At 66.1% G+C, this 18983-nt stretch carries 14 protein-coding genes and 1 riboswitch; of the genes, 4 read left to right on the plus strand and 10 right to left on the minus strand.

Annotation, left to right across the window (positions count from 1 at the left end; all coding sequences use genetic code 11):
- Positions 1–468 precede the first annotated feature (468 nt).
- The 3 genes from ACJ7C5_RS13520 to ACJ7C5_RS13530 all read right to left on the minus strand — a co-directional run bounded on the left by ACJ7C5_RS13520 (position 469) and on the right by ACJ7C5_RS13530 (position 4403).
- Positions 469–936 carry a hotdog fold domain-containing protein gene (locus tag ACJ7C5_RS13520; RefSeq protein ID WP_412704191.1) on the minus strand — a complete coding sequence of 156 codons (468 nt, stop codon included), beginning with the start codon at positions 934–936 and terminating at the stop codon, positions 469–471.
- 75 nt (positions 937–1011) lie between these two features.
- Entirely contained in the window at positions 1012–3489 is a 2478-nt protein-coding gene (locus ACJ7C5_RS13525) for an acyl-CoA dehydrogenase (RefSeq protein ID WP_093999689.1), read from the minus strand.
- Positions 3486–4403 (minus strand): alpha/beta fold hydrolase, encoded by a 918-nt coding sequence (locus ACJ7C5_RS13530; protein WP_412704192.1) that lies wholly within the window; start codon positions 4401–4403, stop codon positions 3486–3488. The genes ACJ7C5_RS13525 and ACJ7C5_RS13530 overlap by 4 nt, the downstream gene beginning before the upstream one ends.
- A 153-nt stretch (positions 4404–4556) precedes the next feature.
- Between ACJ7C5_RS13530 and ACJ7C5_RS13535 the strand changes: the two genes are divergently transcribed.
- A complete protein-coding gene (locus tag ACJ7C5_RS13535) occupies positions 4557–5159 on the plus strand; it encodes a TetR/AcrR family transcriptional regulator (RefSeq protein WP_006464233.1) in 603 nt (200 codons plus the stop codon).
- 149 nt (positions 5160–5308) lie between these two features.
- On the opposite strand, the gene ACJ7C5_RS13540 is transcribed toward ACJ7C5_RS13535, so the two are convergent.
- From ACJ7C5_RS13540 to hslO, 3 genes are all read right to left on the minus strand, one after another.
- Positions 5309–8203 carry a TonB-dependent receptor domain-containing protein gene (locus ACJ7C5_RS13540; RefSeq protein WP_412704193.1) on the minus strand — a complete coding sequence of 965 codons (2895 nt, stop codon included), beginning with the start codon at positions 8201–8203 and terminating at the stop codon, positions 5309–5311.
- A gap of 397 nt (positions 8204–8600) precedes the next feature.
- Complete coding sequence (locus ACJ7C5_RS13545; protein ID WP_088026828.1) at positions 8601–9449, minus strand: XOO1806 family protein; 849 nt, start codon at positions 9447–9449, stop codon at positions 8601–8603.
- A gap of 116 nt (positions 9450–9565) precedes the next feature.
- Positions 9566–10459 (minus strand): Hsp33 family molecular chaperone HslO, encoded by an 894-nt coding sequence (gene hslO / locus ACJ7C5_RS13550; RefSeq protein WP_093999692.1) that lies wholly within the window; start codon positions 10457–10459, stop codon positions 9566–9568.
- 77 nt (positions 10460–10536) lie between these two features.
- Here hslO and mtgA point away from each other — a divergent pair, with 77 nt between their 5' ends.
- Genes mtgA through ACJ7C5_RS13565 form a run of 3 tightly spaced genes read left to right on the plus strand, consistent with a single transcriptional unit; the run spans position 10537 to position 12745 of the window.
- Positions 10537–11286 (plus strand): monofunctional biosynthetic peptidoglycan transglycosylase, encoded by a 750-nt coding sequence (gene mtgA / locus ACJ7C5_RS13555; RefSeq protein WP_088026826.1) that lies wholly within the window; start codon positions 10537–10539, stop codon positions 11284–11286.
- A 48-nt stretch (positions 11287–11334) separates the two neighbouring features.
- On the plus strand, positions 11335–12354 hold the full coding sequence (locus ACJ7C5_RS13560) for a glycosyltransferase family 2 protein (protein ID WP_093999693.1): 1020 nt from the start codon (positions 11335–11337) through the stop codon (positions 12352–12354).
- Entirely contained in the window at positions 12314–12745 is a 432-nt protein-coding gene (locus tag ACJ7C5_RS13565) for a CBS domain-containing protein (protein WP_088026824.1), read from the plus strand. The genes ACJ7C5_RS13560 and ACJ7C5_RS13565 overlap by 41 nt, the downstream gene beginning before the upstream one ends.
- Before the next feature lie 492 nt (positions 12746–13237).
- Here the strand turns inward: ACJ7C5_RS13565 and ACJ7C5_RS13570 are convergent, their stop codons facing one another.
- The 4 genes from ACJ7C5_RS13570 to ACJ7C5_RS13585 all read right to left on the minus strand — a co-directional run bounded on the left by ACJ7C5_RS13570 (position 13238) and on the right by ACJ7C5_RS13585 (position 18693).
- Positions 13238–15211: an AsmA family protein gene (locus ACJ7C5_RS13570; RefSeq protein WP_412704194.1), complete on the minus strand. Its 1974-nt coding sequence runs from the start codon at positions 15209–15211 to the stop codon at positions 13238–13240.
- 75 nt (positions 15212–15286) lie between these two features.
- On the minus strand, positions 15287–15925 hold the full coding sequence (trhA, locus tag ACJ7C5_RS13575) for a PAQR family membrane homeostasis protein TrhA (RefSeq protein WP_005410682.1): 639 nt from the start codon (positions 15923–15925) through the stop codon (positions 15287–15289).
- 212 nt (positions 15926–16137) lie between these two features.
- Complete coding sequence (locus tag ACJ7C5_RS13580) at positions 16138–17742, minus strand: peptide chain release factor 3 (RefSeq protein WP_097049596.1); 1605 nt, start codon at positions 17740–17742, stop codon at positions 16138–16140.
- A 66-nt stretch (positions 17743–17808) separates the two neighbouring features.
- Positions 17809–18693, minus strand: a complete 885-nt coding sequence (locus tag ACJ7C5_RS13585) for a M23 family metallopeptidase (RefSeq protein ID WP_412704195.1) — start codon at positions 18691–18693, stop codon at positions 17809–17811.
- 149 nt (positions 18694–18842) lie between these two features.
- Positions 18843–18961, plus strand: a riboswitch (SAM riboswitch).
- The last annotated feature ends 22 nt before the right edge of the window (positions 18962–18983 follow it).

An 18983-nucleotide genomic window follows, 5' to 3' on the forward strand; every position in this document is an offset into this window, starting at 1 on the left:
GGGTGGGGGGGGGGGGGGGGGGGGGGGGGGGGGGGGGGGGGGGCCCCCCCATGTCCGGGGGGTGGGGGGGGGGGGGCCCCCCCCTCCCCGCCCCCCCCCCCCCCCCCCCCCCCCCCCCGACCCCTGACAGGTTCCGCGCGCGGCCAGCCCACGGAGAAGAAAAAGAAGATCAAGAGCAACAGCGGGTCGCTGCGCTCGTGGGTTCTGCGCGCATGAAAAAAGCGGCCGATGGGCCGCTTTTGCTTTTGCTCTTCTTTTTCTCTTCCGTGGGTGGACGCCGCAGGAATGTGTCCGTGGCCGGGCAGGTGGGCTGCGCAGGGGCGTGAGCCGCATGGATGAGGCGACCGAGCTTACAGGGATGTACTTGCAGCGGCCCCTGCGCGGTCTACCTGCCCGGCCAGACCGATCAGTCGAGCAAGCTCGACTCTACCCGTCCACCCACGAGGGGCTGCGCCGTTCGCAGGAACACTACTTCGCCGGCGACATCCACATGTCGATGACCGCGCTGAACACCTCGGTGCCCGCACGGTCGCGCACGCTCACCGTCACCGGCAGCGCATAGCCCTCGGCCGCGACGACAATCGGCTGCGCCGGCAACGCCACCGCCCGCAGCGTGCCACGCGCCTTGGCCAGGTACTGCACCTGCATTCCCTTCGGGATCCAGCGCATGCCCTTCGGCAGCGAGGCATCGACCATCAGCCCGGCGGTCAGCTCGGCCAGGTTGCACATCGCGATCGCGTGCACCGTGCCGATGTGGTTGCGCACCTTGCGGCGGTCGGCCAGCGTGCCTTCACAGCGGCCGTGTTCCAGGCGGGTGATGCGCGGCGCGATGCTGGCGAAGTAGGGGGCCTTGAAGCACACCGCGCGCGAGAACAGCCAGTTGCCGGCGGGCCAGCGCTGCAGGCGGTGGTAAAGCGAGAGCAGGGGCGTGGACATGAGGGGTGTTCCGGTCGGCGGATAAAGCGACGGCGGGCCGAGGCCCGCCGTCGAGGCAACGCGTGTCGCGGGCGATCAGGCGGCCTGCGAGTGCGGGTCCTTGTGCTGGCGGTCGTAGTAGCTGGCCGCGCGCAGTTCGTGGGTGTCGAAGTCGTCCACGGTGATGGTGTCCAGGGTCAGCGTACGCAGCTCTTCCAGCAGGCTGCGCTCGTCCTGGGTAATCACGCCTTCGGCCACGGCTTCGTCCAGCTGACTGTTGAAGTCCAGCGCTTCGATGCCCTTGCTCTTCAGTGCCTTCAGGAACTTGCGCTCCACCGGCTCGGCCATGATCGCCTTGCTCAGGTAGCTGTTGATGCGGCCGCCCGGGTTGTTCTCGCACGGGGTCAGGAACACGCCGCTGGCCAGGCGGTCGCGGGCTTCATTCGGCGCCATCAGCAGGGCGGCGACGCGGCGGCTCAGGCGATCGCCCGGGGCCTCGGCACGACGGCCCAGCGGGAAGATCAGCGCCCACATCAGCCAGCCGATCGGACGGATCGGGAAGTTGCGCAGCGCGGCCGACAGCGACTCTTCGATCTTGTGCACGCTGTCATGGAAGGCCCAGGCCAGCAGCGGCTGGTCGGCCTGCGGCGCGCCTTCGTCGTGGTAGCGCTTGAGCATGGCGCTGGTCATGTAGACGTGGCTCAGCACATCGCCCAGGCGGCCGGACAGCGATTCCTTGAACTTCAGCTTGCCACCGAGGGTCATCATCGAGATGTCGGCCATCAGCGCCAGGTTGGCCGAGTAACGGTCCAGCTTGCGGAAGTAACGGCGGGTGTAGGCGTCGCCCGGGGCGGCGCCGAAGCGTGCACCGGTCAGGCCGAACCAGAACGAACGCACGGCATTGGAGATGCCGAAGCGGATGTGGCCGAACAGGCTGCGGTCGAAGTCCTGCAGGCCGGCACGGGTATCCGGGTCCTGCGCGGCCTTCATTTCCTTCAGCACCCACGGGTGGCAGAGGATTGCACCCTGGCCGAAGATCAGCAGGCTGCGGGTCATGATGTTGGCGCCTTCCACGGTGATCGCGATCGGCGCGGCCTGCCAGCTGCGACCGGCGAAGTTGCGCGGCCCCAGGATGATGCCCTTGCCGCCGATCACGTCCATCATGTCCGAGATCACTTCACGGCTCATGTTGGTGCAGTGGTACTTGGCAATGGCGGACGGCACCGACGGCACATCGCCACGGTCCACCGCAGCGGCGGTGGCCTGCGACAGCGCGCTGATCTTGTAGGCCTTGCCACCGATGCGGGCCAGCGCTTCTTCCACGCCCTCGAAGCGACCGACCGACAGGCCGAACTGCTTGCGGATGCGCGCATAGGCGCCGGTCACTGCGGCACCGGCCTTGGCACCGCCGCTGGCGGTGGACGGCAGGGTGATCGAGCGGCCCACGGCCAGGCACTCGTTGAGCATGTTCCAGCCCTTGCCGGCCATGGCAGCGCCACCGATCAGCTGGGTCAGCGGAATGAACACGTCCTTGCCGCGGATCGGACCGTTCTGGAAGGTCGAGTTCAGCGGGAAGTGGCGACGGCCGATTTCAACGCCGGCGGTGTCGCGCGGCAGCAGGCCCAGGGTGATGCCGATGTCGCGGGTATCGCCGATCAGGCCATCCGGGTCGTACATGCGGAAGGCCAGGCCGATCAGCGAAGCAACCGGGGCCAGGGTGATGTAGCGCTTGTCGAAGGTCAGCTTGACGCCGAGCACCTGCTCGCCGTTCCACTCGCCCTTGCAGACGATGCCGTAGTCCGGAATGGAGGTGGCGTCGGAGCCGGCGAACGGACCGGTCAGGCCGAAGCACGGCACTTCGCGGCCATCGGCCAGGCGCGGCAGGTACTGGTCCTTCTGTTCCTGGGTGCCGTAATGCACCAGCAGTTCACCCGGGCCCAGCGAGTTGGGCACACCGACGGTGGAGCTGACCACCGAAGACACCGACGCCAGCTTCTGGATCACCTTGTGGTGGGCCAGCGCGGAGAAGCCCAGGCCGCCATATTCCTTCGGGATGATCATGCCGAAGAACTTGTTCTTCTTGATGAAGGCCCACAGCTCCGGCGGCAGGTCAGCGTGGACGTGGGTGATTTCCCAGTCGTTGACCATCGTGCACAGCTCTTCCACCGGGCCATCGAGGAAGGCCTGTTCTTCGGCGGTCAGCTGCGGCTTCGGGTAATTGAGCAGGATGTTCCAGTCCGGATCACCGGTGAACAGTTCGCCCTCGAAACCGACCGAACCGGTTTCCAGCGCAATGCGCTCGGTCTGCGACAGCGGCGGCAGCACCTTGCGGAACACCTTCATCATCGGGCCGGTCAGCAGCGGCTTGCGGATGAACGGCAGCAGCAGCGGCACGGCGATCACCGCCAGCACGGCGGCCGCGACGATCGTGGCGGTCTGGTTGACGTAGGGAATGAACCAGCAGGCGGCCAGCAGGGCCACGCTGATCAGCGTCCAGGTAACCAGCCGCATGCGGTGGTAGGCGACGAACGCGCCTGCCAGCAGCAGGGCGAGGAAGGGAAGAACGATGCTCATGAGCGTGCTCCGGTGACGTGCTCGTTTGTGGCGGACGAAGCCGCAGCATCCGCTGCGGGCAACACGTCCAGATAGTCCAACACAGTAGCGGTAAAGGCGTCGTTGTCATCGCCGGCGACCATATGCGTGGCCTGCGGCAGCTGTACATGGCGCGCGTGCGGCGCCAACGCCAGGAATTCGGCCACGGTCTGTGGCGTGACCAGGTCACTGCGACCGCCGCTGACCAGCAGCAGCGGGCACTTCACCTGGCGTGCGGCCTCGGCCAGTGCGTCCTGGTGCTGTTCGCTGTCGCGGGCCAGTTCGGCTACCAGGCGCGGGTCCCAGTGCCAGCGCCAGCGGCCGTGGCCGTCCTCGCGCAGCAGCGCACGCAGCGACTGCTCGGATTTGCGCGGACGGTGCGGCATGTAGGCCGAGATCACGTCGGCGGCCTGGGTCAGCGACGCGAAGCCGTCGGGATGGGCGGTCATGAAGGCCAGGATGCGTTCGACACCGGCGGTATCCCAGCGCGGGGTGATGTCGACCAGCACCATCGCCGAGAACAGACCCGGCCAGCGCGACTCGGCCAACAGGCCGAACAGGCCGCCCATCGATGCCGCGACCAGCACCGGCGGGCGCGGCTGTTCACCGGCCAGCACGATCAGGTCATCGGCGAACTGTTCGCCGTGATAGGGCAGGTCGGCGGCATTCCAGTCCGAGTCGCCGTGGCCACGCGCATCGTAGGCCAGGGTCTGCAGACCCGCTGCAGACAGGGCGCGGGCGGTGGCAATCCAGGCGTGGCGGGTCTGGCCGAAACCATGTGCGAACAGCACCCGGCCGCGCCGGCCATGGTCGCTGGCGGTGGCTGCCAGGCGGGCGCCATGGGCGGCGTCCAGGCGCAGGTCATGGAACGCAACGGGAGGTGGGGACGTAACCATACTTGCTAGTATGGATTGCTTCGAGGGGAAGTCAATACTGCACGGTATGGTGCGCTGCGGAACGCGCCTGGATGGACCGCCCCGGGGGCCCTGCGACGGTTTCGACCGCAACCGCGTACTGCAACGAACCCCGGCGTATGGTTAAATCAGCGCATGAATCAACCTGACGCTTCCGCCGGCGAACCGCGCGCCGGCCGCAACAGCCGCCTGAGCGCCGAAGACTGGGCCCAGGCGGCCCTCGACCTGATTGCTGAACAAGGCGTAGGCGCCGTCGCGGTGGAGCCGCTGGCACGGCGGCTGGGCGTGACCAAGGGCAGTTTCTACTGGCATTTCCCTTCGCGCGACGCCTTGCTGCAGGCCGCACTGGAACGCTGGGAACTGTTCGAACAGGAACAGGTGTTCGGCAGCCTGGAAGACGTGCCGGATCCGCGTGTGCGCCTTCGCCAGCTGTTCCAGATGGTGGCGCATGAAGTGCAGCCGCACATCATCTACAGCGAGCTGCTGAAGGCGCTGGACCACCCGATGGTGCGCCCGGTGATCGACCGGGTGTCGCAGCGCCGCCTCGACTATCTGATCGCCTCGTTCCGCCAGGCCGGACTCAGTTCGACCGATGCACGCCATCGCGCGCGCCTGGCCTACGCGGCCTATGTCGGCTTCCTGCAGCTGTCGCTGCAGTTGCAGCAACCCAAGCAGGCGCGCGAGGATTTCGAGGCCTACGTCGAGCACCTGATCGAGACGCTGATTCCGAACGGCTGAGTCCGCCGCGCGGGAGCGTGCGAAAGGCCGCAGCCCTGCTGCGGCCTTTTTGTTTTGTGTTGCCGTGATGGCGTGCGCCGGTCCTGCAACAGAAACGGGGCCCCGAAGGGCCCCGTACTGTCGTTCTGCTGCTTACACCGGTGCTTCCATCAGAAGCGCTGGCGGTACTCCATGTACATGTAACGCCCCGGGGTGTCGTACTGGTAGTCGAAGGAGTTGGCGAAGGCCTGCGTGGCCACCGGCGGTTCCTTGTCGAATACGTTGGTCAGACCGACCGAGACGGTGCCGTTCCACGGCAGGTTATAGCGGACCTGCAGGTCGTGGTAGGTGGTGGCGGCCAGGTGGTTTTCCGGGTCCGGACGGCCTTCCAGGCCGATCTTGTCCGGGTTGCTGCACAACTCAGCCACGCCCGGGAACTTGCAGTTCTCGTTCAGGCCCGAGAAGTAACGCACGGTCCAGCTCACACCGAAATCACCATAGGTCCAGTTGGCGGTCAGGTTCGAGCGGATGCGCCAAATCGGGGAGTCGCGGGTGTAGCCGCCGACTTCGGACGGATCCCATTCCGATTCCGGGGTGGCCTTGGTGCGGTACTTGCTCATGTAGACGCTGTCCCACACGAACGAGAACGAACCATAGCGGGTATCCGGCAGCTGGTAACGCATGGTCAGGTCGTAACCTTCCACTTCCAGCTCACCCAGGTTCTGCAGGTAGCGGGCCATGTAGGTGATCTGGCCGAGGGCATTGCGGGTCAGGCCCGAGTTGCCCAGCACGTCACACCAGCCGGCGTTGCCCTGCACATAGCACTGCTCGAGCATGTAGTCGGCGGTCGGGCGGCTGATCACGTCCTTGATGTTGATCTTCCACCAGTCCAGCGACACGTCGAAGCCGCGCATGAAGCTGGGGCTGTAGACGATGCCCAGGCTCTTGGAGGTCGAGGTTTCCGGGCTCAGCTCCTGGTTCGACTTCCACTCGAACGGCCATGCGGTCTGGCCGCCGTAGCCCTCGCGCTGCTGGTAGCTGGCGGGAATGCCTGCCGCCGCGCAACGGGAGGCAACGGCGGCATTGCCGATGTACGGGCTGCCGATCGAGCACGGATCTCCATAGCTGTCGTAGGCCTCACCGGCACCACCGAACAGGTTGGAAATGGACGGAGCACGGAAGCCCTCGGCCCAGTTGCCGCGGACCATCAGGTCTTCGATCGGCTTCCACTTGAATCCGAACTTGCTGTTCAGCGTCGAACCGAAGTTGCTGTAGTCCGAACGACGGGTGGCGGCGCTGAGTTCCAGCGACTTGGCGCCCGGCAGGTCCTTCAGCAGCGGCACGGCCACTTCCAGGTAGACGTCGGTCAGGTCGTAGGCACCGGAGGTCGGCTTGCGGCCATTGCCCGAGCTCAGACCGGCCGACACGAACGCGTCAGGCATGTCGTAGCCCGATTCCTTGCGCCTTTCCACACCGGCGGCGAAGCCCATCATGCCGCCCGGCAGTTCGACGATGTCGCCGGACAGGTTGGCGGTGAACGACTTGGACTTGTTCTGGAACTTGTCCTTGGCGTTGAACAGGATGTAGTCCAGCTGGTCCTGCGGCATGGTGCCGGCGCTGGTAAACGGGTTGAACGGTACGCAGCCGGCGATGACAGCACCCGGCGCACCGCACTTGACCACGCCGTCGGTGTCCAGGAAGGACGCACCGGTGGCCTGGTACAGGTTGCCCATGTTCACGTCGCCAACCTGGGTGTCGACCTGGTCGGAGACGTTGTAGGCGGCACCGGCATCCCAGTTGAAGTAGCGGCCGGCCACTTCGAACGAACCTTCAAGGCCACCATACCAATGGAAGGTCTTGACGTCCTGTTCGTAGTAACGGTCCTGTTCGACCAGGCGGCGGTTCCAGTTCAGTTCGCGCGGATTGTCGGTCAGGCGGGTCGGGTTGTAATAGCTGTCGGCCGACAGGCCCTGGTTGCCACCGAGGTAGCTGCCCGCGCTCAGCGGGTAGCCGGCCAGCTGCTGGGCCGACAGACGCTGGTTGTACAGCGCGTCGGTGCGCAGGGAGATCGAATCAGTCAGGTCGTAACGCCCCTGGATGTAGATCGACTTGCGCTCCTGCGGCGTGCGCAGGTAGTTGTCCTTTGCGTAGTTGTAGGCGTCGGCGCTGCTGAAGTCGTGGTAGTTGTTGATGTCGGTGCCGGCGGCACCCGGGTTGATCACGCGGCGGTTGAGCCCGGCACGTGCAGCAGTTGCCGGGTCGTCGCTGCCTGCCAGGTCGCTCCACGCATCGTAATCGTCGGTACCGACGTCATCGATGGTCAGGTCCCAGTAGCCGCCCGACGAGGTCTGACCGCTGTACTGCGAAGCGCCCAGGCCGTACACCGGATCGCGCGAGATCTTGCGCGCGCCGGCCATGACGGCCTTTTCCTTCACGTAGCTGGCGCCGAACACCAGGCTGCTGCGGTCATTGCTGCTGCCCAGGGTCAGGTCCAGTGCCTGGCGCTCGCCGTCACCCTTGCTGAACTGGCCGTAGTAGACGTGCGCTTCGCCACCGTTGAAGTTGTCGCGCGTGATGATGTTGACCACGCCGGCGATGGCATCCGAACCGTAGATCGAGGAGGCGCCGTCCTTCAGGACTTCAATGCGCTCGACGATGGCGGTCGGGATGGTGTTCAGATCGACGGTGCCGTCGAGGGCCTGCACCCAGCGACGACCGTTGACCAGCACCAGGGTGCGCGAGGAACCCAGGTTACGCAGGTCGACACCGGCCGAACCGTCGCCACCGTTGTTGAACTGGGTGTTGATGGCTGCACCGTTGGTGGCGATCTGCTGCAGCACTTCGGCAACGTTGGTACGGCCGGTCTGCTGGATCGTTTCGCGTGACAGGGTCAGGACCGGCTGCTGGGTTTCCAGGTCAACCGAACGGATGCGCGAACCGGTGACCTGGATGCGATCCAGGTTGGTCGCACCCGTGGCCTCCTGGGCCTGGGCGGTCGCGATGGAGGCACCGGCGACCAGCGCGATGACAACCGCATCGCGCAGCGTGTTGGACTTCAAATTCATTGGCTCTCTCTCTCCAAGAAGTCTTGGCTGGGGTGATTGCCTGCGTGCGGAGCGAAAAAAGTCGCTCCAAAAAACGCGAGGCTGAACCGATAGTAACGGCGCCCCTTGGAAAATTAAAGCTGCGTTAATTCTGGATGTGGTTCATCTTCACATCACAATGAGGCCATATAATTCAATTACTTACGGAGTAAGTTTGGCGCATTTACGTGATCACAGCCTCATTTTGCGATCATATCCGTTTCTGTTGATGCATTTCGTTGTGTTTCGGTGTGTATCAAATCGGGCGTGTGTGCCGTCTTCGTGGTACCTGCAGAAACCCGTGGTACCTGCAGAAACAGGAAGGGCGCCCGAAGGCGCCCTGTGTTGGTTGCAGTGATGCTGCTCGACACCGAGCCGATTACAGATCCTGCTCGTAGCGGACATACGGCACGGTGCCGTCGTCATTGCTTTCATTGCGAGGCGAGAACGGATTCTTGCCGCGGCTGATCACGTTTTCCGCGCCCACGGTGAGCTGGCCGGACCACGGGGTACGCCAGGTCAGGCCGATACCCAGGCCTTCCCACTTGCCGGGCTTGCCCGGCACGTCGACCACGCGACCGATGATGCTGCCGGTGAAGTTGCCGTAGCCGGCACCGATGCTCAGGCTCTTGCTGTCCCAGCGGTCGACCAGGGCCGGCGAAGCGTCGGCCAGCGGTACCAGGCGGGCCTTGGCATAGGTACCGGCGATGGAAACGAAGCCTTCGCGGCCGATGTTCTTCTGCGCGAACACGGTCAGGTCGTTCTGCTCGGCGCGCAGCGACGGCGTCTTGTTTGGTCCGGACAGCCATGCCGGCAGGGTTTCACGGCCGGTACCGGCCGTGATGCCCAGGCGGCTGTTGCCGCGGTTCAGCGCGGCGGTGCCGCTGAAGCGACGGCTGTTGAGGTCATCCTCGTCGCCGAGGCTGGCCAGCATGCAGTGACTGGCCAGGCCGCTCATGCTGGTTCCGCTGCTGCTGTTGCAGAGCAGGCCCAGCGAATCGCCCGACGACAGGCCGAAGGCCGCGTCCAGCGAGTTGCGGCCGAAGTGCCAGCGGGCGCCAGCCGCCTGTTCGCCGGTGGGCTCCAGATACAGCAGGGCTTCGACCTTGCCGCTGCCCTTGTTCCACACCGGCAGCACGGTACGGGTGTCCTTGCTCTGCGCATGCACGCCCGTGATCGCGCCAAGGGCGATCATCAGGGCCAGCGGTAGACGCAGGAAGGTACGCATCGGACCAGTTCAGACAGGGACGGACAACGGAAGTTCCCGCGGAGACGGGAACTTGATCCTAGGGTGTTTATGAATTCTTAACAAGCCTTGATCCCCCCAGATGCAAGACAAGCCGTTTACTGAAGCCGTTCAGGTGCCGGCACAGTCCCCTCGGCACCGTGGAACAGTATGCCGAACTCCGTCAAAGGAAAGTGATACTCGCGCCCGCAGAATTCGCAACGGACCTCGACCGCTCCAGTGGATTCGGCTGCGGCGCGGGCCTCGTCCTCCCCCAGCGACTGCAGCATCGACGCGACCCGTTCACGGGAGCAGGAGCAGGCGAAGGACAGCGGCTTGTCGCCCATCAGCGCCGGCTTCTCCTCGTGGAACAGGCGATGCAGCAGCTGCTCGGCCGGAGTGGCCAGCAGTTCGGCCTTGCCCAGGGTTTCGAACAAGGCGCTGGCGCGCGCCCAGCCATCCTCGTCTCCCTCGTCGCCCGGCAGCTTCTGCAGCAGCAGGCCGGCGGCACCGTTGCGGTCGGCGGCCAGCAGCAGGCGGGTCGGCAGCTGCTCGGACTGGCGGAAGTAATCCTCGAAGGCCTCGTCCAGCTCCGGCGCGGTCAGCGCGACCAGGCTCTGGTAGCGCTGCGGCTCGCGCGGGTCCAGCCCCGGGTTTTCGATGGTGATCGCGAGCAGGGCGTCATCGCCCAGGCTGGACAGGTCACGCGGCGCATCGGCGCCCTCGCTGAGCTGGGCGATGCCGCGCAGGGTACCGGCGGCGGTGCACTCGGCGAACAGGGTACGCAGGGCGGTGCTGCTGCGCAGTTGGATCGACAGACGGCCATCGATCTTGGTGTGGCCGGTGAACAGCGCCGAGGCCACGCAGGCCTCGCCGAGCAGTTCAGCGGCCGTATCCGGGTACGCGGCGTGGGACAGGATTTCCTGCCAGGTGGCCTGCAGGCGCACATGGACACCACGGACGCCAGCGTCGGGGAGCAGGAAGCGGATCAGGGAATCGGAGTTGGCGGTCATCGGCTCATATCGCGCGTAAACGAGGGCGGTTGCCGGATAATGCGCCGACAACCAGACAGAAGAAGGATGCACCAGTAATGGGGGCAGGGGGAGAGCAGCACAAGGTGGAGGCCGGGGCGGACGTCCCGCGCCGCAGGCGCTGGCGCTGGAAACGGCTGCTGTGGCTGCCGGTGCTGCTGGCGGCCTTCAGCTGCGTGCAGGTGCTGGTGCTGCGGTTCATCGATCCTCCGGTGTCCACGGTCATGCTGTGGCGCTATGGCGAGGCGCTGGGCGAGGCTGACTGGTCGTATCGCCTGCATTACCAGTGGCGCGACCTGGACCAGATGGCACCGAGCCTGCCGATCTCGCTGGTGGCGGCCGAAGACCAGCGCTTCCCCGAACACAACGGCTTCGACCTTCAGGCCATCGAAAAGGCCCGCGACCACAATGCCAAGGGCGGGCGCCTGCGGGGTGCCAGCACGATCAGCCAGCAGGTGGCCAAGAACCTGTTCCTCTGGCAGGGCCGCAGCTGGATCCGCAAGGGCCTGGAGGTCTGGTACACGGTGCTGATCGAAGCGCTGTGGCCGAAGGAACGCATCCTGGAGGTGTACGCCAACATCGCCGAGTTCGGTGATGGCGTGTATGGGGCGCAAGCAGCGGCGCAGACGTTCTGGGGCAAGGACGCGGCGCGCCTGAGCCCGGCCGAGAGCGCGCGGCTGGCGGCGGTGCTGCCGGCACCGCGGCGCTACAACGCGGCAAAACCAGGGCCGTACGTACAGCGGCGCGCGGCGTGGATCCAGCGGCAGGCACGGCAGCTGGGCGGGGCCGCGTACCTGTCGGAAGAATGAGGGCCCACGACGCCTGATCTGCGGGCGGCGGCAACGTACAATCCGGGCATGACCCGCGAACGGCTTACCTTTGTCATCGCCGCCTACAACGAGGCCCTGGCACTGCCGTTGCTGCATCCGCGGTTGTGTGCCGTGCTGGACGGCATGCCCGATATCGAAGGCCACATCCTCTATGTGGATGACGGCAGCCATGACAGCACCTGGGACGTGATCGCCCGCCTGGCCCAGTCCGATGCACGGGTTTCCGCGCTGAAGCTGTCGCGCAACTTCGGCAAGGAAGCCGCGCTGACCGCCGGCCTGGACCTGGTGCGCGACGGAGCGGCGATGATCCTTGACGCCGACGGCCAGGATCCGCCGGAGCTGGTACCGGAATTCGTCGCGCGCTGGCGCGAGGGCCATGACAACGTCTATGGCACGCGCATGGCCCGCGATGGTGAGGCCTGGATCAAGCGCGCCACCGCGGCGGTGTTCTACCGGGTGATGGGGCGTCTGTCGCGCACGCCGATCCCGGCCGATACCGGTGATTTCCGCCTGCTGTCGCCACGTGCGTTGAGTGCGCTGCGCGAGATGCGCGAGCGCCACCGTTTCATGAAGGGGCTTTTCAGCTGGGTCGGTTTCAAGCGGATCGCGGTGCCCTATCACCGTCACGCGCGAGTGGCCGGCACCAGCAAGTTCAGTCTGTGGCGGCTGTGGAACTTCGCGCTGGAGGGCATTACCGGCTTCTCCACCGTGCCGCTGCGGGCGGCGACCTACCTGGGACTGGCGACGGCGGCGGTGGCCTTCGTCTTTGGCGTATGGGTGATCGTGAAGGCGGCGCTGTATGGCGACCGGGTGGCGGGCTGGCCGACGATGATGGCGGTGATCCTGTTCCTGGGTGGGGTGCAGCTGATCGCGCTGGGCCTGATCGGTGAGTACCTGGGGAGGCTGTACGAAGAGTCCAAGCAGCGGCCGCTGTACCTGGTTGACGCGTGGCTAGCATCCGCCGTGGCAGACTCGGCACTGCAACCCACCCTCGGAGGGCAGGTAGATGACGACGGTACGGCAACTGTTGGACGGCAAGTCTCCTGAAGTACACGCGGTCGCGCCGGATGCGGCGGTGATCGATGCGATCCGGTTGATGGCGGAAAAGGGCATCGGTGCGGTGCTGGTGATGGACGGGCCGCGGCTCGTCGGCATCCTGTCCGAGCGCGATTACGCGCGCAAGATCGTGCTGCGCGATCGCTCGTCACGCGATACGGCGGTGGCAGAGATCATGACGGCGCAGGTGGTGACGGTGGCGCCGGGCGAGCAGGTGGAGCATTGCCTGCAGCTGGTGACCGACTATCGCATCCGCCATCTGCCGGTGGTGGAGGGCGCGCAGGTGCTGGGGGTGATCTCCATCGGCGACCTGGTGAAGTCGGTGATCGATGCGCAGCGCAGGGAGCTGGATCAGCTGCAGCAGTACATCGTGGCGGGGTGAGGTGTTCGCTGGCGGGCCTGCGGCCCGCCGGCCCGCTTTTTGAAGCTCAAAGCCAAAGCCAAAGCCAAAGCAGCGCCTATCTGATACGTCGGGAGGCGGAGGGCATGGCCGTGCAGGACACGCCGTAAACCCATCCGTGGGGGCTCGATGGCGCCATCCATGGCGCCAACGGTCCTGCACGCCCATGCCCTCAGCCTCTGGATACATTGCCGCGAGCGCGGTGAGCTTTGTCGCAGGCGATCTGCCTTTGGTAGCTGCCAACCTTGGTTGGCAACAGCTTTTGAATTTGCTTTTTTCTTTTGACTTTGAATTTCCGCTCTCGTTCCGCGCGCAGGAAACTGTCAGGAGTGGGACGGGTGGGTCAGGCAGGACCGTTGGCGCCATGGATGGCGCCATCGAGCCCCCATGGACGGGTTTACGGCGTGTCCTGACTGGCCCACCCGTCCCACTCACACCAGGATCAACAGAGGCGCCGCGAACAACGCTGTAAACCTACTTCGCATACTGCCCCCCGCAGTCGGCATCCTTCCCCGGCCCCAGTTCGATGGTCGCCAGCAACGCCGCCGGTGGGGCAATGCTGCCCAGCGCCAGGGCCACCGCGCCACGAATCCCCAACGCCTTGAAGTCCGGGCGGAACGAGGGATCCTTGAAGGTGCCGGAGATGTGCAGCGGCGAGCGCAGTACCAGGATGCTCTTGTCCTTCGGGCGTGGCTTCAACAGCAGATCCAGGGTCTCGTCGCGCAGGCTGACCGTGCCCTCGCCGATGAGGATCGTATCGGTGGTGTCCACCGCCAGCGCCTGGCTGCTCATCAGACCGTCGCGCACGCCGAAGTCGGCGAAGGCGCAGCGCAGGGGGATCTGCTTGTCACCGGTCACCAGGAATTTCAGCGACTCGGTGATGTCCAACCCGGCCAGCTCCATCACCAGGTTGCCGACATGGCCACGGCCCATCGCCAGGCCGACCTTGCCGCTGCTGCTGCCGAGCATTGCGGCGATCGAATTGCCGCGGCCGCTCAGGTCCACTTCGCCGCCGATGCCGCCCTTGGCCTGTTCAGCCAGTTTTGCGTCCGGGAACAACTGGCCCAGCTGCACGCCGCGCACGCTGGCCTTCAGCGCGGTGCTGATCTGCGGATGGCGCGCGTCCATGCGGATCGTGCTGCGGATGTCGCCACCGGCCACGCCGAAGTTCAGCGGGTCCAGCCGCAGCACGCCGTCATCCAGCAGCAGGTGCGCGTCCATGTCGTCCAGCGGCAGTGATGGCGCGTTGATGCGATGGGCCTTCCAGCGCACGTCGGCATCCATCGCGCGCAGCTTGCCGAGGTTGTAGGGCGTGTCGGGCAGCACGCGTGCACGGGCAGCAACCCGTGCGGCCTCGGCCTTCTGTTCTGCGTTGGCGGTTTCGCCGCCGCCGGTTCTTGGTGGGGCACCGACGAAGCCGGCCAGATCATCGAAGTCCAGCCGTTTGGATTCCAGCGTGGCGGTCAGCCGTGGTCGCGCGCCGCCCACCTCAAACTGCAGATTGCCACCGAGGTCGCTGTCGCCGACCTTGCCGGTGAAGGCGTCGTAGCGCCAGATGTTGTGGTCGCGCTTGAGCCGCCCGTTCAAGGCATAAGGGGGCGACGGCGGAATGGCAATGCCAAGCAGCGGGTAGAGATCGGCCAGGTCCTGGCCGCTGAGCGCGAACTGCAGATCGAACACGCGCAGCTGGAAGGGATTGGTCAATGTGCCACTGGCTACCGCGCGGGTGGCACCTGCACGACCATCAAGATGGATGCGGAACGGGTGGTCGCTGTCGGTCAGCTCCAGCGGTGATTCGGTGCCGCCACGCAGGGTGAATGGATTGCCCTGCCAGTGTCCCTTGCCCTGTACCAGCAGCGGTGGCGCCGCATCGGCCTGCTTCGGCTGCCCGCTGCGCACGTCCACGCGGATATCGGTGCGGCCGAGCGCGTCGAGGAACTGCAGGCGACCGTCATCGATGTGCAACCGTTTGAGCTGGGGGCTGGTCCCGCCGGTGCTGTTGCCGAGGAAATCCCAGTTGCCCGGGTCGCCCTTGCGCGGCGCGGTTTCCAGCAGCACGTCCGGCCGGGTCAGGCGCACTTCGGGCAGCTGCACGCTGCCGCGCAGCAGGGGCCACACCCGTACGTCGATCTCGACGCGGTCTGCGGTGGCCATATCGGGTTGTTTCGCCCAGCTGGCATTGGCGAAGGTGATCGCATCGGCGCGGATCGTACTGGTACGGCCGAGGTCGACATCCAGGTGGCCGATGTGCAGTGCGCGGCCGGTGCGTGCCTGCACCGCGCGTTCCACCGGCCCCTTGAACCAGTTCCAGTCCCACAACGCGATCAGCAGCAGGATCGCGGCCAGCAGGAAGATCAGGATCGTGAGCCAGCGCCGGCCTCGTGGGCCGGGGCGGCGGAGGCGCCAGCGGGTCGTGCGCTTTGCGGCAGGGGAGGCGGCAGCATTCACGCTGCCATGGTTGCCCCTTCATCGTGGACGGGGCGCGAAGCGTCCATGTGCGCGGTGTGCACAACCCGCGCGCCGTTACAGCACCTGCATGGTCACAGCGACGAAGTGGCAGACGCTGCCACCGATCACGAACAGGTGCCAGATCGCGTGCGAGTACGGGATCGATTCGCGGTGATAGAAATAGGTGCCCAGCGTGTACGACAGGCCACCGGCGAACAGCCAGGTGAGGGTGCCGCCATCGATCGAGGCCCACATCGGCTTGATCGCCACGACCACCAACCAGCCCATGGCGATGTAGATCACCGTTGAGAGCACCTTGAAGCGGCCGGTGTAGAACAGCTTGAACACCACGCCGCCCAGCGCAAGCGCCCAGATCGCGGTGAACAGGCCCCAGCCCCACGGGCCGCGCAGGCCGATCAGGGTGAACGGGGTATAGGTACCCGCGATCAGTACATAGATCGCGCAGTGGTCGAACACCTTCAACCGGCCCTTGGCGACCGGATGCTGGATGGCGTGATACAGGGTGGAGGCGGTGTACAGCAGCAACAGCGCGATACCGAATACGATCGCGCTGGCCAGCTGCCAGCCGTCGCCGTAGATCGCCGCCAGGGTGATCAGCACCGCGCTGGCTGCCAGGGCGAACACCGCGCCCAGGCCATGGGTCAGGGCGCTGGCGATTTCTTCACGGATCGAAGCAATGGACGTCGTGGACATGGGCATGGGCATCGTTCACGGGGAGGGGGACCCGCGTCCCCCTATCATCGCCGCGATGGGCGACATGTGCACGCCCGTCACCGTATGGTGGGTGAATCCCTGCGTTGCGCCGATGAACCCGTGATCGGTAGATCCACGCCATGCGTGGATGAAGCCCCGGCAGCGCCGGGGTCAGAGCCCTTTCCTGCGGAAAGGGATCCGACCCGCTGGCATCAGCCCACCGAAACGGTATGCGCCGCTTCGCGGGTGGCCGAGAAGCGCACGTCCGGCGAGCGTTCCTGGGCCAGCTGCAGGTTGACCCGGGTCGGTGCCAGGTAGACCAGGTGTCCGGCCGCATCCAGTGCCAGGTTCAGCGCGTTCTTCTCGCGGAACTCTTCCAGCTTCTTTTCGTTGCTGCAGTGGACCCAGCGTGCGGTGCTGACGCTGACCTGCTCGAAGGTGGCTTCCACGCCGTACTCGTCCTTCAGGCGGTAGGCGGCCACGTCGAACTGCAGCACACCGACCGCACCCAGGATCAGATCGTTGCTGGTCAGCGGGCGAAAGAACTGGGTCGCACCTTCTTCGGACAGCTGGGCCAGGCCCTTCTGCAGCTGCTTGAGCTTGAGCGGATCACGCAGGCGTGCGCGACGGAACAGTTCCGGGGCGAAGTTGGGGATGCCCGTGAAGGTGACCGCTTCGCCTTCGGTGAAGGTATCGCCGATGGAAATGGTGCCGTGGTTGTGGATGCCGATCACATCGCCCGGCCACGCCTCGGCGGCGATTTCACGGTCGCTGGCCATGAAGGTCAGCGCGTTGGCCAGCTTCATTTCCTTGCCGGTGCGCACGTGGAAGGTCTTCATGCCAGCGCTGAAGCGGCCCGAGCAGACGCGCATGAACGCCACGCGGTCACGGTGCTGCGGGTCCATGTTGGCCTGGATCTTGAACACGAAGCCGGTCAGCTTGTTCTCTTCCGGTGCGATCTCGCGGCCGGTGGTGGAACGCGCCTGCGGCGACGGGGCATGCTCGACGAAGAAGTCCAGCAGCGGCTGCACACCGAAGTTGTTCACGCCCGAGCCGAAGAACACCGGGGTCTGCTTGCCGGCGCGGTAGGCGTCCAGGTCGAACGGGTGGCTGGCGCCCTGCACCAGTTCCAGTTCGTCGCGCAGGTCGGCCAGCATCTGCGCACCGATCTTCTCGGCCAGGCCGGGGGCATCGATGGACGGGAAGATGGTCGAATCCTGGCGGGTGAAGTTGCGGCCCGGTTCGTACAGGTGCACTTCGCCGGTCAGCAGGTGCACCACGCCCTTCAGGCGCTGGCCCATGCCGATCGGCCAGGTCACCGGCGCGCACTGGATGCCGAGCACGGTTTCCACTTCATCCAACAGTTCGATCGGGTCCTTGCCCTCGCGGTCGAGCTTGTTGATGAAGGTCATGATCGGGGTGTCGCGCAGGCGGCAGACTTCCATCAGCTTGATGGTGCGCTCTTCCACGCCCTTGGCCACGTCGATCACCATCAGCGCCGAGTCCACCGCGGTCAGCACGCGGTAGGTGTCCTCGCCGAAGTCGGCGTGGCCGGGGGTGTCGAGCAGGTTGACGATCTTGCCTTCGTACGGGAACTGCATCACCGAGGAGGTCACGGAGATGCCGCGCTCCTTTTCCAGCGCCATCCAGTCGGAGGTGGCGTGGCGGGCGGCCTTGCGGCCCTTCACCGAACCGGCCATCTGGATCGCGCCTCCGAACAGCAGCAGCTTTTCGGTCAGCGTGGTCTTGCCGGCGTCAGGGTGGGAGATGATGGCGAAGGTGCGGCGACGCGACGCTTCGTTGGCGACTTCGGACATGGCAGTGGCGCCCGCCCGGGGCGCTTTTCAAAGAGATAAGCGCCCGATTATACCGGCCGGGGCCGTTCAGCGCCCGATGCCGCCGTCGGCCTCGCCCTGGCGGGCGAACTGCAGCTGGCCCTGCTCGGCGAAGATGCGTGCCGGCACCGAGCGCAGGCCCATGCCGCGGTTGACCTGCACCACGAAGTGCAGGTGCGGCGCGCTGCTGAATCCGCTGTTGCCGGACAGGCCGATGGGCTGCCCGGCCCCCACCGCCTGGCCGCGACGCACGCGCATGCCGCCGGCCTGCAGGTGGCCGTACAGCGCCATGCTGCCGTCGCTGTGCAGCACGCGGATGAAGTTGGCGCGGGTACCATCACGTTCGCGGTCCTGGCCGTTGCCACGGAAGCCATCCTGGATCTGCATCACCGTACCCTCGCGCGCGGCCAGCACCAGCGTGCCCTCCGGCAGTGCGAAGTCCACCGCGTCGCGGTTCTCCTCGTCATCGTGGCTGAACCGGCCCTGCGGCGCCTGGTCCACGCGCGGACGGGCCGCATCGAACGGCAGGCGATAGGCGACATCCTCGGCCTGTGCGGCCGGATTGCCCGGCACCGATTGCAGGCGCAGGTCCAGCGTGCGGCCATCGAGCGGGGCGGGCAGGTGGCCGACCACCAGGCTGCTGTCGCCCTGGATCAGCGATTGCACTGGCAGCCCTTCGACCGGGCGTCCGGGTGCAGCGCGCAGTTCGATCTGCAGCGGTCCTGCCAGCCCATTGTCGATCCGGGCCTGCCATTGCGTGCCGACCGGCTGCAGGCGCAGCCGGGCCATGGGGGCGGCGCCCTCGGCACTGCCAGCCTGGGTGGTTGGGGTGGCGGGGGAAACCAATCCCCAGCCCTGGCGCCAGTCACCGGCGCTGGCCGTCATGCTCGCCAGCAGGGACATCAGCAGGCAGGTCAGGGGCAGGCGCAGCATCTGTGGTTCCAGTGGATAGGGACCGCCGGGACTGTAGCCGATCCTGAACAGGACGACCGCGACCGCCTTCGCATAGTTGCGTTGAAAATATTCATCGCTTTATCCGCATGAAGGGATTGACAGTGCCGGAAAGGGCTGGCATCGTGGCTCCACCATCGAGACCGGCAGAGGGACAGGCCCTTTGAAGCCGGGGCAGCCCGCGGACGCGAAAGCGTCTGCGTAGGTGCCAAATCCTGCGGGGACCGTGGCGTCCACCGAAAGATGGTTCGAACCATGCACCGCACGTGCAT

It is taken from the genome of Nocardiopsis yanglingensis (genome assembly GCF_045809185.1).
Lineage (GTDB): Bacteria > Pseudomonadota > Gammaproteobacteria > Xanthomonadales > Xanthomonadaceae > Stenotrophomonas > Stenotrophomonas yanglingensis.